The organism is Sphingomonas sp. T1 (genome assembly GCF_902506585.1).
Lineage (GTDB): Bacteria > Pseudomonadota > Alphaproteobacteria > Sphingomonadales > Sphingomonadaceae > Sphingomonas > Sphingomonas aerolata.
Genome location: NZ_LR733875.1, coordinates 3,229,218 through 3,244,052, shown reverse-complemented (window position 1 = coordinate 3,244,052; position 14,835 = coordinate 3,229,218). Strand labels below are relative to the sequence as shown.

The 14,835-nt window shown below is 66.4% G+C and carries 13 protein-coding genes; 3 read left to right on the top strand and 10 right to left on the bottom strand.

The window, feature by feature from the left end; all coding sequences use genetic code 11:
- Positions 1-14: 14 nt before the first annotated feature.
- Complete coding sequence (locus GV027_RS14775; RefSeq protein ID WP_159512327.1) at positions 15-674, bottom strand: thymidylate kinase; 660 nt, start codon at positions 672-674, stop codon at positions 15-17.
- A gap of 140 nt (positions 675-814) precedes the next feature.
- Positions 815-1,093, bottom strand: coding sequence for a chorismate mutase (locus tag GV027_RS14770; protein ID WP_031395533.1), 279 nt, complete (start codon positions 1,091-1,093; stop codon positions 815-817).
- Between the two features lie 101 nt (positions 1,094-1,194).
- On the opposite strand from GV027_RS14770, the gene GV027_RS14765 reads away from it, so the two are divergent.
- The gene (locus tag GV027_RS14765; RefSeq protein ID WP_159512326.1) at positions 1,195-2,223 is read left to right on the top strand and encodes a polyprenyl synthetase family protein; all 1,029 of its coding nucleotides are present in this window, start codon (positions 1,195-1,197) and stop codon (positions 2,221-2,223) included.
- Positions 2,224-2,301: 78 nt separating this feature from the next.
- Here the strand turns inward: GV027_RS14765 and GV027_RS14760 are convergent, their stop codons facing one another.
- The 3 genes from GV027_RS14760 to mutS form a co-directional block, all read right to left on the bottom strand.
- Positions 2,302-2,730 (bottom strand): glycine zipper 2TM domain-containing protein, encoded by a 429-nt coding sequence (locus tag GV027_RS14760; RefSeq protein ID WP_031395535.1) that lies wholly within the window; start codon positions 2,728-2,730, stop codon positions 2,302-2,304.
- 52 nt (positions 2,731-2,782) lie between these two features.
- A complete protein-coding gene (locus tag GV027_RS14755) occupies positions 2,783-3,730 on the bottom strand; it encodes a cation diffusion facilitator family transporter (RefSeq protein WP_443029541.1) in 948 nt (315 codons plus the stop codon).
- Positions 3,731-3,857: 127 nt separating this feature from the next.
- Entirely contained in the window at positions 3,858-6,437 is a 2,580-nt protein-coding gene (mutS, locus tag GV027_RS14750; RefSeq protein WP_159512951.1) for a DNA mismatch repair protein MutS, read from the bottom strand.
- A 151-nt stretch (positions 6,438-6,588) separates the two neighbouring features.
- On the opposite strand from mutS, the gene GV027_RS14745 reads away from it, so the two are divergent.
- Positions 6,589-8,847 (top strand): NADP-dependent malic enzyme, encoded by a 2,259-nt coding sequence (locus tag GV027_RS14745; protein WP_159512324.1) that lies wholly within the window; start codon positions 6,589-6,591, stop codon positions 8,845-8,847.
- A gap of 140 nt (positions 8,848-8,987) precedes the next feature.
- Here GV027_RS14745 and GV027_RS14740 read toward each other — a convergent pair whose 3' ends face one another.
- A complete protein-coding gene (locus tag GV027_RS14740) occupies positions 8,988-9,776 on the bottom strand; it encodes an SDR family oxidoreductase (RefSeq protein WP_159512323.1) in 789 nt (262 codons plus the stop codon).
- A gap of 343 nt (positions 9,777-10,119) precedes the next feature.
- On the opposite strand from GV027_RS14740, the gene GV027_RS14735 reads away from it, so the two are divergent.
- The gene (locus tag GV027_RS14735) at positions 10,120-10,734 is read left to right on the top strand and encodes a CHAP domain-containing protein (RefSeq protein ID WP_081877380.1); all 615 of its coding nucleotides are present in this window, start codon (positions 10,120-10,122) and stop codon (positions 10,732-10,734) included.
- A gap of 13 nt (positions 10,735-10,747) precedes the next feature.
- Here GV027_RS14735 and msrB read toward each other — a convergent pair whose 3' ends face one another.
- The 4 genes from msrB to GV027_RS14715 form a co-directional block, all read right to left on the bottom strand.
- Positions 10,748-11,254 carry a peptide-methionine (R)-S-oxide reductase MsrB gene (gene msrB, locus GV027_RS14730; RefSeq protein WP_159512322.1) on the bottom strand — a complete coding sequence of 169 codons (507 nt, stop codon included), beginning with the start codon at positions 11,252-11,254 and terminating at the stop codon, positions 10,748-10,750.
- A gap of 62 nt (positions 11,255-11,316) precedes the next feature.
- The gene (locus GV027_RS14725) at positions 11,317-12,564 is read right to left on the bottom strand and encodes a cytochrome P450 (protein ID WP_159512950.1); all 1,248 of its coding nucleotides are present in this window, start codon (positions 12,562-12,564) and stop codon (positions 11,317-11,319) included.
- Positions 12,565-12,661: 97 nt separating this feature from the next.
- A complete protein-coding gene (locus tag GV027_RS14720) occupies positions 12,662-13,891 on the bottom strand; it encodes an ABC transporter permease (RefSeq protein ID WP_159512321.1) in 1,230 nt (409 codons plus the stop codon).
- A complete protein-coding gene (locus GV027_RS14715) occupies positions 13,888-14,805 on the bottom strand; it encodes an ABC transporter ATP-binding protein (RefSeq protein WP_159512320.1) in 918 nt (305 codons plus the stop codon). Before GV027_RS14715 ends, GV027_RS14720 begins: the two co-directional genes overlap by 4 nt.
- Positions 14,806-14,835: the final 30 nt, after the last annotated feature.

The window sequence follows — 14,835 nt, the reverse complement described above, 5'->3', positions numbered from 1 at the left end:
TCCTTCCGGGGCGTTCAGCGCAGCAATGCAACAATATCGCGTGCAATGTCCGCTGGCAGCCGCGAAGCGCCGGCCGCGACCGTCGATACGGTCGCCCAGCGGCCCAGCAGCCCTGCCGCCGCCATCGCGGCATAGTTGATGCGGACGCGGTCCTGGAGCCCGGTATCCGCTTCATACGCGTCGAACGCATCGTCGGTATAGGAGCGCTTGCGCTTCTGGCGGATCAGCCCGCGTGCAATGTCTGCCGGCGTATCGAGGTAGACGGACAGATCAGGCGTCGGCAGGGCAAAGCTGCGCGTCTCGAGATCCGCGATCCAGGCCATCATCGTATCCGCTTCGTCGACGGGCACCTGCGCCGCCTGATACGCCATGTTCGACGCGATATAGCGGTCAAACACGACGACGTCGTTCGCCGCCATCGTTGCCATCAGGTGATCGCGCGATTCCATCCGGTCGAGCCCATAGAGCACGGCGGCGGCCTTTGGCGTCGTGCCGCGTGGCAACGTGCCCGCGAGCATCGCCCCCAGCGCCCAGCCGCCGACCGTGTCCGTATAGCGCGGGAACGAAATGACCGCGGCGCTGCGCCCGGCGGCCTGCAACTGGTCGACGACCAGTGCGGAGGCCGTGGCCTTACCGGCGCCGTCGGCGCCTTCGATAGCGAGGAGGAAGCTCATCGCGCTCCCCTAACCGACCGGCGCGTGCAGGTCGATAAAGCTGTGCTGACGCAAATATACGGGAAGTGCGGCCTGGCGGGGATGTCGGCCGCCCTTGGCGATGCCGTGAATCATTCAATCGGCCACCACCGCCCAGCGCGTCATTGGCAAAGTTTCTGGTGGTGGCGGATCACCTCGTCGATGATGAACCGCAAAAACTTTTCGGAGAATTCCGGATCGAGCTGGGCTTCTTCGGCAAGCCGACGCAACCGCGCGATCTGACGCTCCTCACGTCCGGGATCGGCAGCCGGCAGCCCGTGCTCCGCCTTGTGCCGGCCAACCGCCTGCGTCACCTTAAATCGCTCGGCAAGCATATGAATCAGTGCCGCATCGATGTTGTCGATGCTCTGGCGATAGCCGCTCAGCAAGTCGTCGGGCATCGTGTAACCTCCACCTATTGCCGTCGCCTGCCTTTTGGTGAGGGTTTGCCGAGCCGGCAAGGGTTGCTTTGCGAGGCGGTAGCCGTCAGAGGCACGGGCAGATGAGCGCCACCGTCCACCGCCTCGACTCCCCTCGTTCGAATTCCGGGCCACAGCCTTCGCTGGACCCGATGGTCAAGCTCGTCACCACCGACATGGACCAGGTCAATGCGGTGATCGTCGCGCGCATGACCTCCGATATTCCGTTGATCCCCGAACTGGCGGGTCATCTGATCGCGGGCGGGGGCAAGCGGATGCGCCCGATGCTGACGCTCGCGAGTGCACAGCTGTTGGACTATGCCGGGACGCAGCATCACCTGCTCGCGGCAGCCGTCGAATTCATCCACACCGCGACGTTGCTGCATGACGACGTCGTCGATGGCTCCGACCTGCGGCGTGGGAACCGCACCGCGAACATCATCTGGGGCAATCCTGCCAGCGTGCTGGTCGGCGACTTCCTGTTCAGCCGCAGCTTCGAACTCATGGTCGAGGCGGGCAGCCTGAAGGCGCTCAAGATCCTCTCATCGACCAGCGCGGTCATCGCCGAGGGTGAGGTCAACCAGCTGACGGCGGCCCGCCGCGTCGATCTGGGTGAAGAGCGCTATCTCGACATCATCGGCGCGAAGACTGCGGCGCTGTTCGCTGCCGCCTGCCGAATCGCTGCGGTGGTGGCCGATCGGCCCGAGAATGAAGAGGCGGCACTCGACGCCTATGGCCGCAACCTCGGCATCGCCTTCCAGCTTGTCGACGACGCGATCGACTATGTCTCGGATGCGGATACGATGGGCAAGGATGCGGGCGACGATTTCCGTGAAGGCAAGATGACCCTGCCGGTGATCCTCGCTTATGCGCGCGGGTCGGCCGAGGATCGTCAATTCTGGAAGGATGCGGTCGAGGGGCGTCGCGACACCGATGCCGACCTGCAGCATGCCGTGCGCCTGATCCGGGCAACCCGCGCGATCGACGACACGTTTGCGCGGGCGCGGCATTATGGTCAGCGGGCGATCGATTCGATTGCGGGCTTTGCCAATGGCGAGGCGAAGGACGCGATGATCGAAGCGGTCGAGTTTGCGGTGGCTCGCGCTTATTAAGTTCAGCCGGCTGAGGCAGGCACAATAACGGCGGCCGATCGCTCGGCCGCCGTATCTTCTTTTACCGAGCAAAAAAGCTCAGCGGCACTTGACGTTACCGCGGTCGACCGACCGTCCGAGCAGTGCACCGCCACCGGCACCCGCCAGCGTTCCGAGCGTGCCGCCGCCGATCAGATTGGCAAGAACGCCGCCACCGAGTGCGCCGATCACGAGCCCGGTCGTGCCATCGTTGCGCTTGCAATAGGCCCGGCCATCGTTGCCGCGATAGATGCGATCATTGCGGCCGAGACGACGCTCGCGGTAATTGCCGTTCTGATAGCTGCGCGAAGGATCCCAGTTGCGATCGTCACCGCGCCAGTTGCGGTCGTTGCCGCGACGCGAATCGTTGTTGCGGCGGTCGTCATGGCCCCGGCGGTCGTCATGGCGCTGGGCAGCGGCTTCGACGGGCACCATTGCGGGGGCGACGACGGCAACGGACATCAGCGCAGCGATAAAATGCTTCTTCATCGGGTATTACTCCAGAACTATACTGGGATAACCCGCGCAACGCCCCAAAGGTTCATATCACCGCGTGGCGCGTCATCGAGCATGGCTGACCGTCGCCCGTCTCGACCTGCAACGTGGCATGGCCGATCCCGAAACGCTCCTGCAGCATCGTGCGGGTCGCGGTGAGGAACGGATCGCCGGGATGGCCGCCCGGCATGACCAGGTGCGCGGTCAGGACGGGCTCCGTCGTGCTCATCGGCCAAATGTGCAGATCATGGATCGCGGTCACGCCGGGCAGGGTGCATAGCGCCTCGTCGACCTGGTCGAATTCGATCCCGCGCGGCACCGCGGACAGCGCCATTTCGACGGTTTCACGCAGCAATCCCCAGGTTTGCCAGAAGATCAGGACTGCGATGACGATGGAGACCGCCGGGTCGATCCATGAGATCCCGGTCTGCCAGATCAGCACGCCCGCGATCACGACCCCCGCCGATACCAGCGCGTCCGCCGCCATGTGCAGATAGGCGCCACGGATGTTGACGTCCCCCTTGCGACCGCGCGCGAACATCCAGGCGGTGATCGCATTCACCGCGATGCCGATTCCGGCCACCATCGATACGGTCAGGCCCGCCGTGGGCGTTGGGTCTGCGAAACGCTGTGTCGCCTCGAGCAGGATCGCCCCGAGCGCGACGAGCAACAGCAGCGCATTGGTCAACGCGGCAAGGATCGTCGACCCCTTCAGCCCATAGGTAAAGCGCTTGGTCGGCTCGGTTCGCGCGAGCATTGTCCCCCCCCAGGCGACGACCAAGCCAAGTACATCGGATAGATTATGCCCGGCGTCCGCGAGCAGCGAAACCGAGTTGATCCGCAATCCCACCAAGGCCTCGACCGCGACAAACGCCACGTTGAGCCCGATCCCGATCGCAAACGCGCGGTCGAACGATGCCGGAGCATGGCTGTGTGCATGGCCGTGCCCATGTCCTGCATGCCCGTGTGCATGCCCGTGCCCGTGTCCGCTCAAAGCCCATGCTCCAATGATTCGGCCGGCGCGTAGCATCCGTCTTGCATGTGATACTAGGACGCCGCGCGATGGGATTGCAGACCGGGGACAAGTATCGACGATACTGTGGTTTTCGCCGGGTTTGCGCTCAGCCCTCGGTTGCGAGCGCCTTCAACCGGTAGAGCGCGTCGAGCGCGTCGCGTGGGCTCATCGCATCGATGTCGAGCTTCGCCAGGTCTTCGCGCAGCACGTCGCACGCCACCTCCTCGATCTGCGCGGCGGCCGCGAACAGCGGAAGATCATCAAGCCCCGCCGCCAGGCCGCCAGTTTTGGCACGCCCGGCTTCCAGCTTTGCTAGCACCGCCTTGGCGCGCTGCACGGTGAGCGGCGGCATGCCGGCGAGGCGCGCGACCGCCAGACCGTAGCTGCGATCCGCCGGCCCGTCGGCGAGTTCGTGGAGCAGGACGAGCTCGCCCTTCCACTCGCGCGCGCGCACATGATGCAGCGACAGCGCCTCGCAGCGTTCGGCGAGCCGGGTCAACTCATGATAATGCGTCGCGAACAGACAGCGGCACCGATTGTCCTCATGAATCGCCTCGACCACGGCCCAGGCGATCGCGAGGCCGTCATAGGTGGAGGTGCCACGACCGACCTCATCGAGAATCACGAAGCTCCGCGGCGTCGCCTGCGCGAGGATCGCAGCGGTTTCGACCATTTCGACCATGAAGGTCGAACGGCCGCGCGCGAGATTGTCCGACGCGCCGACGCGACTGAACAATCGGTCGACGAGACCCAGCGTGGCCTTGGTCGCCGGCACATAGCTGCCCGCCTGCGCCAGGACCGCGATCAGCGCATTCTGGCGCAGAAAGGTCGACTTGCCGCCCATGTTCGGGCCCGTGACGAGCCATAATCGCGACCATTCCGACAGGTTGCAGTCGTTCGCGACGAACCGGTCGCCCGACTTGGCGACCGCGGCCTCGACGACCGGGTGCCGGCCTCCCTCGATCTCGAAACAGGCATGGTCGACCAGGATCGGGCGCGACCATTGCCCCTCGGCTGCGCGCTCGGCGAGACCGGCGGCGACATCGAGCCGGGCAAGCGCATCGGCGGTCGCGGCGATCGCCTCGCGCCCTGCGAGCGCCCGCGCGGTCAGATCCTCGAGATGGGCCGACTCCGCCGCCGTGGCATGCGCACTCGCCTGCGACACTTTCGTTGCGACATCGTGCAGCGCGGGCGTGTTGAAGCGTACGACACCTGCGAGGGTCTGGCGGTGCGTGAAACCGCTGTCGGGCTTCATCAGCGAATCGGCAGCTCGTGCAGGGACCTCGACATGATAGCCGAGCACGCCATTGTGGCGGATCTTGAGCGCGGACACGCCGGTCGAGGTGCGAAACTCGGCCTCCAGTGCGGCGATCGCGCGGCGTCCCCCAGCGCCGGTATCGCGCAGGTCGTCGAGAGCGGCGTCATATCCCGCCGCGATATACCCCCCGTCAGAGGCTTCGATCGGTGGCGATGGTACGAGCGCACGCTTGAGCAGGTCGATCAGGCTGCCATGCCCGCGCAACAGCGGTGCGACGTCGCTGAGCAGGCGCGGCGGATCGGTAAGTGCATCGAGCCGCTCCCCCAGGTTCCAGGCGCCGTCGAGACCGTCGCGCAACTGGCCAAGATCGCGCGGTGATCCTCGACCCGCAGCGAGGCGGCCAAGCGCCCGGCCGATGTCCGGCAGCGCGCGCAGCGTCGCGCGCAACCGTTCGCGCAGCGCCTGGTCGTCATGGAACAACCGGACGAGGTCGAGCCGCGCGTCGATCGCGGCCTTGTCCATCAGGGGCGCGCCAAGATCGGCACCGAGCAGCCGCGCACCGGCACCGGTGACGGTACGATCGACCGCGTCGAGCAGGCTTCCCTTGCGGACGCCGCCGGTGGTGCAGGTCAGTTCGAGGCTTTCCCGCGTCGCGGCGTCGATCGCCATCACCTGTGCCGCCCGCCCGATTCGCGGCGGCCGCAGGAAGGGCAGCGCGCCCTTCGCATTATGTTCGAGATACGCGACCAGACCGCCGGCCGCGGCCAATGCGGCCCGCCCGAACTGCCCGAAGCCGTCGAGGGTCGCGACGCCGTAGATTCGCTTGAGCCGCGCTTCGCCCGCACCGCTGTCGAAATCGCTCCTGGGGCGCAGCGTCGTGGCGGCCTCTGCAAAACCGCTCGCCTCGGCGACGACGATCTCGGCCGCGGCAAGTCGCGCAAGTTCGGCCCCGACCGCGTCGTCGGCGACGTCGATGACCTCGAACCGGCCGGTCGACACGTCGGCCGCGGCAATCGCGACGGATCCCCCGGCTTCACCGATCGCCACGCACCAATTGTCGCTGCGCGCGTCGAGCAAGGCTTCCTCGGTCAGCGTGCCCGCGGTCACGACGCGGACGATCGCGCGGGCGACCAGCGCCTTCGAACCGCCGCGCGCCTTCGCCTCGGCCGGACTCTCGACCTGCTCGGCGATCGCGACGCGGTGTCCGGCCTTGATCAGCCGCTGGAGATAGGCGGTGGCCGCGTGCACCGGCACGCCGCACATCGGGATCGGCTTGCCCTCATGCTCGCCGCGGGCAGTCAGCGCGATGTCGAGCACCGCCGCAGCGATGCGCGCATCGTCCATGAACAGCTCGAAAAAATCGCCCATGCGGTAGAACAGCAGGCAATCCTGCGCCTCGGCCTTGAGGCTGAGATACTGCGTCATCATCGGGGTAGCGGCGGGAGTGGACATCGGCGCGGGGTAGCGAAAACCGTCCGCACGTCCAATAGCACTGCGAAGGGTTCCCAAGGGGTGACGAACAGCCACGCGTTCCGTAAAGGCAGGGGCTCCCCCTGCAGATACCCCCGAGGCCTCGCTTATGTCCGACGACAATAATCTCCAGTTCTCCGAACGCGAAGCGCTGCTGTTCCATTCGGAAGGCCGTCCCGGGAAGCTCGAGATCATTGCGTCGAAACCGATGGCGACGCAGCGCGACCTCGCGCTCGCCTACTCGCCCGGCGTGGCGATTCCGGTGCAGGCGATCGCCGACGATCCCTCGACCGCCTATGACTATACCGCCAAGGGCAATCTGGTCGCGGTGATCTCGAACGGCACCGCGATCCTCGGCATGGGCAATCTCGGCGCGCTCGCGTCGAAGCCGGTGATGGAGGGCAAGGCGGTGCTCTTCAAGCGCTTCGCCGACGTCGATTCGATCGACATCGAGCTGAAGACCGAGGATGTCGATCGCTTCATCGATGCGGTCGAGCTGATGGAGCCGACGTTCGGCGGCATCAACCTTGAAGACATCAAGGCGCCAGAATGCTTCATCATCGAGCAGACGCTGCGCGAGCGGATGAATATCCCCGTATTTCATGACGATCAGCACGGCACCGCGATCATCTGTGCGGCCGGGCTGATCAACGCCTGCCTCGTGACCGGGCGCAAGCTTGGCGACATCAAGCTGGTCGTGAACGGCGCGGGCGCGGCGGCGATTGCGTGCACCGAGCTGATGAAGGCGATGGGCGTGCGGCCCGACAACGTCATCATGTGCGACCGTACCGGCGTGATCTACCAGGGTCGCGACGACGTGAACCAGTGGCAGTCGGCGCATGCCACGACGAGCAGCGCGCGGACGCTGACCGAGGCGCTGGTCGGCGCCGACGTGTTCCTTGGCCTGTCGGCGGCAGGCGCGCTCAAGCCCGAGATGGTCAAGGACATGGCGGCCGCGCCGATCATCTTCGCGATGGCCAATCCCGAGCCGGAAATCCGCCCGGAGCTGGCGATGGCTGCGCGCCCCGACGCGATCGTCGCGACGGGCCGGTCGGATTATCCGAACCAGGTCAACAACGTGCTGTGCTTCCCGTTCATCTTCCGCGGTGCGCTAGACGTCCGCGCGACGGGGATCAACGACGCGATGAAGATCGCCGCGGCCAATGCGATCGCGGAGCTGGCGCGCGAGCGTGTGCCCGAGGAGGTCGCGCTGGCCTATGGCGTCAGCCACAGCTTCGGCCCCGCCTATATCATCCCTGCGCCGTTCGATCCGCGGCTGATGGAGGTCGTTCCCGTCGCGGTCGCCAAGGCGGCGATTGCATCGGGCGTCGCGACCAAGCCGATCCTGGACATCGAGGCGTATCGCCAGTCGTTGCGCGCGCGTCTCAACCCGACCACCTCGGTGCTATCGATGGCCTATGAGGGCGCGCGGGCGCATCCCAAGCGCGTCATCTTCGCCGAGGGCGAGGAAGAGGTCGTGCTGCGGGCGGCGATCGCGTTCAAGGAGGGCGGCTATGGTACGCCGGTGCTGGTCGGCCGCGACGACGTGCCCGACCGGTTGCGCGCGCTGGGCGTCACCGACCCCGAGAGCTTCGAGCTGCACAACAGCCGCGTCTCGCCGCTCGTGCCAAAGATGGTCGAGCTGCTCTACGCCCGGCTCCAGCGTCGTGGGTATCTGCGGCGCGACTGCGAGCGGATGGTGAACCAGGATCGCAACATCTTCGGTGCGCTGCTGCTGCAGCTCGGCGAGGGCGATGCGATGATCACCGGCATCACGCGCACCTATGGCGAGACGATGCGCCAGATCTACCGCGTGATCGATCCGGCCGCGGGCAAGACGCCGTTCGGTATCCATCTGCTCGTCGGGCAGAGCCACACGGTGTTCATCGCCGACACCACGGTCAACGAACGTCCGACCGCCGAACAGCTCGCCGATTTCGCCGAGCAGACCGCAGCGGTCGCGCGTCGCATGGGGCATGAGCCGCGCGTCGCGTTCCTGAGCTATTCGAACTTCGGCAATCCGAAGGGCGAGTGGCTCGACAATATCCGCGACGCGGTGACGGTGCTCGACGGCCGTCAGGTCGGATTCGAATATGAGGGCGAGATGGCGCCGGACGTGGCGCTCAACCCGAAGCAGCTGGCGAACTATCCGTTCGCGCGGCTGTCGGGGCCGGCGAACGTGCTGATCATGCCGGGTCTTCAGTCGGCGCATATCTCGGCCAAGCTGCTGCGCGAGCTTGGTGGCGATTCGGTGATCGGGCCGATGCTGATCGGCATGGAGAAGCCGGTGCAGGTCGCGCCGATGACGAGCACGGCGAGCGAGCTGGTGACGCTGGCGGTGCTCGCCGCGGGTGGGATTGCCCGGTGACAGGCAAGCCCTCTCCCCGGCGGGGAGAGGGAGCGAGCGGAGGTGAGGGCAGGGGCGGGAATGCGGCGCGTGCCCTCACCCTCCCACCGCTTCGCGGCGGGCCCCTCCCTCTCCCCCGGGGGGAGAGGGTTTTCTGAGGGTTAGGCGTCGATGCTGGTGCCTAGCGAGGCGTGGACGAGGCCGCCGTCGACGGTGATGGTCTCGCCGATCACGTAATCGCCGGCGCGGCTGGCGAGGTAGATCGCGGCACCGGCCATGTCCTCGTCGACACCAACCCGCTTGGCCGGAATCCCTTGCGCAACCGCGTCGCCGTGATCGCGGGCCGCCTTGTTCATGTCGCTGGCGAATGCACCGGGGGCGATCGAGGTGACGTTGATCGAATCGGTCACGAGCCGCGCGGCCATGCGCTTGGTCAGATAGATCAGCGCTGATTTCGACGCGTGATAGCTGTAGGTTTCCCACGGGTTGAGCCGCTGGCCGTCGATCGAGGTGATGTTGATGACCTTGGCCGGCCGGTCGCGCGAGCCCGAGGCCTTGAGCGCCGCGTGAAGCGCCTGGGTCAGGAAGAAGGGCGATTTGACGTTGAGGTCCATGACCTTGTCCCAGCCAACTTCCGAGAACTCCTCGAACGGCACGCCCCAGGCCGCACCCGCATTGTTGACGAGGATGTCGAGCCGGCTCTCATGCTCGGCGAACTGCGCCGCGAGTGCCTTGCAACCGGCGACGGTCGAGACGTCCTGCGGCAGCGCGATGCAGTTGGGGCCAAGTTCGGCCGCGGCGGCTTCGCAGACATCCGCCTTGCGCGACGAGATATAGACCTTCGCGCCCTGCGCGATGAAGCCCGCCGCAATCATCTTGCCGATGCCGCGGCTGCCGCCGGTGATCAGCGCGACGCGGCCGTCGAGACGGAACAGGGTGGTCGTATCCATGCGGCATCCTCCAGAGATTTTTGCGACTGGTATCGCCGCGCGCTGCCCGTAGCAAACCCGTTTTTCGAATCGCCGTAGTTTGACGAGGCGGTGCGCCGTACTGTCATCGCAAAGCCGGCCATCCTGCGCTTTCTTGATGCGTGCGGGACGAAGATCCCCGCCGCATGCGCTTGTCCGCTGCATCAATGGCAGAACAGCGGACAAGGGGCCGCGTGGACGGCACAAAAAGGGGCTCGTCGGCGCGGCAACACGCTTCGTCGGATATGGTTCCGCGACGCCTTTCAATTAAATCCGCACTCCCGTAGCCAGACTGTGACGAACGGGTTTTGACCGGGGGGTCTCGATGAATTTCAAGGCGTTAGCAGCGCGTTTTGCGCTGGTGGTATCGTGCGGCCTGATGACGGCCACACCGGCAGCGGCCCAGTTCTGGCAGTGCGTGACCTTTGCCCGCTCGGTGTCGGGCATCGAGATCCGTGGCAATGCCAACACCTGGTGGAGCCAGGCCGAGGGCCGTTACGAGCGTGGCCATGCACCAAAGGCCGGTGCCGTCCTCGCCTTCTCGCCGACCTCGCGGATGCGCGTCGGCCATGTCGCGATGGTCTCGAAGGTCGTCAGCGACCGCGAAGTGCTCCTGACCCATGCCAACTGGTCGCGTCGCGGTGCGATCGAAACCAATGTCCGCGCGATCGACGTGTCCGACGCGGGTGACTGGAGCATGGTCAAGGTCTGGTACGGGCCGCAGGGCGATCTCGGTACCTCGGCCTATCCGACCAAGGGCTTCATCTATTCAGGCCATGCACCGCGTGGCGACACGCTCGACGCCCCCGCCCAGCCGTCGCTTCAGATGGTCAGCGCGCCCAGCGCGACGCAGCGTGCCAATGCCGCTCAGCTCGCCACGGTGCAGCATGGCCCGACCGACCCGCGCGGCATCTTCACGCTCGTAAACGACGCGGGCTGAACCAGTTAAGCGATTACCGGGCCGCCATCGCCCGGAACGTCAGCGCATCGCCGTTCATGCAATAGCGCTTTCCCGTCGGCTTGGGGCCGTCGTCGAACACATGGCCGAGATGCCCGCCGCAGCGTCGGCAATGCACTTCGGTCCGCGCCATCCCGAGCGTCGAATCGACCCGGGTCCGCACGGCATTGGGCAAGGGCTGCCAGAAGCTCGGCCATCCCGTCCCGCTCTCGAACTTGGTCTTCGACGAGAACGCAGGCAATGCGCAGCCGGCACACGAAAAGATCCCGGCGCGATGTTCGCCGTTGAGCGGGCTCGAATAGGGTCGCTCGGTCGCTTCCTTGCGCAGCACGTTATACGCGTCGGGCGACAGCTTCTTGCGCCACTGTGCATCGCTCAATGTGACCTCGAAGCGTTCGGCAGCCTGGGCGGACTGCGACGAACAGCCCCAGAGGGCAAAGCCCGCCGCGCCGGCGCCGGCGAGCGTGAGGAACGTGCGGCGATCGGGCGATGTATGTGTCATGGTCATGATATAAGTACGAACCTTGCCGCGAACAGGATGCGCGCGGGGGCGGGCGATGAAAGTCAGTAGCGGCTGATCTCGACCGGGAGCGAACGATAGCCGTGGACGAAACACGCGGCGACTCGGGTGGGGGCGCCGACCACGTTGATCCGCATGCGGCGCTTCGCCATCTCCTCGAGCAGGATCGCGAGCTGCATCTCGGCGAGCCTGGCCCCGACGCAACGGTGGATGCCGTGGCCGAAGGCGAGATGGCGGCGCGCATTGGGGCGATCGACGCGGATCGCGTCGGCATCGTCGCCGAACACGCTTTCGTCGCGATTCGCCGAGAGATACCACAGGGCCAGCTTGTCGCCGGCCTTGATCGACTGGCCTTGCAATATGGTATCCTGCGTCGCGGTGCGCCGCATGTGCGCGAGCGGCGTCTGCCAGCGGAGAATCTCGCTCACGGCGTTGGGAATGAGCGCCGGATCCGCTTCGAGCATGGCGCGGGCGTCAGGAAATGCGTCGAGGCCATAGGCCAGCGCCGACATCGAGTTGCGGGTCGTGTCATTGCCTCCGACGATCAGGAGGATCAGGTTTCCAATGAACTCGTGATGCTCCATATGCGCCATCGCGTCTGAATGGATCATCATCGAGATCAGGTCGGGGGTTGGCGGCCGGTCGATCTTGGCGTTCCACAGCGTCTGGAAATAGGCCCCGCAATCAAACATATGCGCGAGCCGCTGCTTGCGCGTCTCCTCGTTCTTGACGAGTTCGATGTCGCCCGCCCAGTCCGACCACAAGGTCAGCTTGCGCCGATCCTCCCAGGGGAAGTCGAACAGGATGGCCAGCATCTGCGTCGTCAGTTCGATCGCGACGCGGTCCACCCAGTCGAACGGCGTGTTCCAGTCGAGCCCGTCGAGGATCTCCGCGGTGCGCCGCCGGATATCGGCTGCCATGCGGGTCATCTCGCTCGGTGTGAAGGCGGGGGCCACCGTGCGACGCTGGCTGGTGTGGATCGGGCGATCGCGCGCGATGAACATCGGCATGCGAACGTCGCGATCGCGATCGAAATCGGCGAGCGTGATGCCGCCGGCTTCGGAGGAGTAGAGGTCAGGCAGCGACTCGACCTCGACGATCCCCCGGTAGTTCGAGACTGACCAATAGGCGCCGTAATCCGAGCTCGCGACATGGTGGACCGGGGCATGCGCGCGCAGGTGGCGGAAGGGGACGTGCCAGACGTCGTCGCGGTAGAGGTCCGCGCGACTGACATCGAGCGGGTCGATCGGGTGTTTTCCGGTTGCCGCCCCGTTGGTTACGCGCTCGCTGATCGGAGCCGTCGTGATTTCGCCTGCAAGCGTCGCCACCCATCACTCTCCTGTTTTCGGGCAGGAGACCAAGTACTGACAGCGATGTCAACAACCTGTGTCAGTGCGGTTTCGCGCGGCGCCAGAAGGGCCGCGCGCTGCCCGACTGCAGCACGCCGCGGCGGAACAGTCGTGCGCCAACGACGATGAAGATCGTCACCCACAGGGCCTGCCAGGCCAGCGCCGCGACGTGCGGCCAGAGTTCGGGCGCGTTGGCGGCATGCCCGGCCATCGCAAAGGGCGAGGAGAGCGGGAAGAGCTCGGCGAGCGTCGCGATCCAGCTGCCGGGGCGCGAGACCGCGGCGGACGAGAGGCCGAACATCGCGACCTGAAGGATCGTGATCGGCAGCGACAGCATCTGGATCTCGCGCATCGTCGAGGCCTGCGCGCCGACGCCGAGAAACACTGATCCCAGAAGCAGATAGGCCATGGTGAAATAGCCCGCGAACAGCAGCGCGAACATTGGGCCGCCGACTGCGGGACGGAGATCGCCGATCGCCGCCGCCGCGCCTGCGGGAAGCAATGTCGTGACCTGTCCGACGACGGTTCCCCAGAAGGCGACGAACAGCACCGCGACGCCGAACATGCCGATCAGCTTGCCGAAGAATACCGATTCGAGCGGGACCGCGGCGGCGAGCACCTCGATCACCTTGTTGTTGCGCTCCTCGGCCATCGTCCCGACGACCTGGCCGGAGAGGAACAGCGTCAGGAAGAAGATCCCGAACACCGCGAAGAAGGCGGACTGATGCTGGCCGCCGACCGAGCCGCGCGACCGCGTGATCCGGGTCTTGGTCACGTCGATCCGGGGCAGCGTGCCGCCCGCCTGTTGCGCCGCCAGCGTCGTCTGCGCGAGCGTGGCGAGATAGCCCGCGGCGCGGTCGCCGCGTGGACCATAGAGGATCTGTGGCGCCGCGAGCGGGCTGTAAAGCACTGCGGCGGCGTCGATATCGTTGCGGTTGAAGGCGTTGCGCGCCTGTGCCGCCGGATCGGCGGAGGCCGGCTGGGTGGTCAGGTCGGGCGGTCCCTCGCCTGGCCGGAAGATGCCGCGCAGCCGCGTGTCGGCCTCGGCCATCATACGCGACTCGGCGGCGGGGAGAATCGCGATGATCTGCGCCTTGTCCTGCGCGCCGTCGGTGACGCTGGCCGCGCCGAGCCCGCCGACCGCCCCGAAGGCGCCCATGATCAGCGGCGCGAACAGGAAGAGCAGGAAGATCGGGGTGAAGACGGTCGCGGTGAAATCGCGGCGGGCGATGGTGAAGGTCTGGCGCAGCGTGCGGCGGAAGCGGGTCATGGCTGCGCCTCCTGCTGGCCGACGATTCGCACGAAGGCCTCGTGCAGCCCGGGGCGTTCGATCGAGAGCCCGGAAATGCCGTATCCCGCGTCGATCAGCCGGACCAGCAGCGTCTCGATCCCGCCGCCTGGCAGTTCGAACCGCCAGCCGTCGCGATCGAACAGCGCATCGGGGGGCAGCACGCCGCGGATCGCGGGGTCGGGACGGTGCGGGGTGTAGTGAACGCGCTGGGGCAGGACGCCGCGCGCGTCGTCGACGGTGCCTTCGAACCGGCGCTTGCCGCCGGCGATGATCGCCAGCCGGTCGCACAGCCGTTCCGCATGGCTCATGATATGCGTCGAGAACAGGATCGTCGCGCCGCGATCGCGCTCGACAAGGATAAGCTTTTCAAGACGTTCCTGGTTGACCGGATCGAGCCCGGAAAAGGGTTCGTCGAGCACGAGCAGATCGGGCTGGTGGACGACCGAGCCGAGCAGCTGGACGAGCTGCGCCATGCCCTTCGACAATTTGCGGATCTTCTCGTCGACCGCATGGCCGAGCCCCGCCCCCTCCATCAGCGTGACCGCGCGCGCACGCCCGGTCTTCCAGTCGAGACCGCGCAGCGCGCCCATGAACGCGATCGCCTCGCGCGCCTTCATCGCGGGATAAAGTCCCCGTTCCTCCGGCAGATAGCCGACATGATCCGAGGCGTCGCGCGGGCTGTCGAAGCCCAGCAGCGTGCGATGGCCTTCATCGGGTTCGATGATCCCGAGCAGCATGCGCAGCGTCGTGGTCTTGCCCGCGCCGTTGGGGCCGAGCACGCCGTAGATCGCGCCGGTCGGCACGGCGATGTCGACGCCGTCGACCACCCGCCGGTCACCGAAGCGCTTGACCAGCCCGCTGGCCTTGACCGCCCATTCCTCGCCCACGCGCAAACTTCCTTCAAGCCGATCGCCTGTGGTAGC

What these genes read in the sequence shown, in the direction of transcription:
- GV027_RS14775 (WP_159512327.1), bottom strand. Translation starts at nt 674, where the DNA reads ATGAGCTTCCTCCTCGCTATCGAAGGCGCCGACGGCGCCGGTAAGGCC.
- GV027_RS14770 (WP_031395533.1), bottom strand. Translation starts at nt 1,093, where the DNA reads ATGCCCGACGACTTGCTGAGCGGCTATCGCCAGAGCATCGACAACATC.
- GV027_RS14765 (WP_159512326.1), top strand. Translation starts at nt 1,195, where the DNA reads ATGAGCGCCACCGTCCACCGCCTCGACTCCCCTCGTTCGAATTCCGGG.
- GV027_RS14760 (WP_031395535.1), bottom strand. Translation starts at nt 2,730, where the DNA reads ATGAAGAAGCATTTTATCGCTGCGCTGATGTCCGTTGCCGTCGTCGCC.
- mutS (WP_159512951.1), bottom strand. Translation starts at nt 6,437, where the DNA reads ATGATGACGCAGTATCTCAGCCTCAAGGCCGAGGCGCAGGATTGCCTG.
- GV027_RS14745 (WP_159512324.1), top strand. Translation starts at nt 6,589, where the DNA reads ATGTCCGACGACAATAATCTCCAGTTCTCCGAACGCGAAGCGCTGCTG.
- GV027_RS14740 (WP_159512323.1), bottom strand. Translation starts at nt 9,776, where the DNA reads ATGGATACGACCACCCTGTTCCGTCTCGACGGCCGCGTCGCGCTGATC.
- GV027_RS14735 (WP_081877380.1), top strand. Translation starts at nt 10,120, where the DNA reads ATGAATTTCAAGGCGTTAGCAGCGCGTTTTGCGCTGGTGGTATCGTGC.
- msrB (WP_159512322.1), bottom strand. Translation starts at nt 11,254, where the DNA reads ATGACACATACATCGCCCGATCGCCGCACGTTCCTCACGCTCGCCGGC.
- GV027_RS14720 (WP_159512321.1), bottom strand. Translation starts at nt 13,891, where the DNA reads ATGACCCGCTTCCGCCGCACGCTGCGCCAGACCTTCACCATCGCCCGC.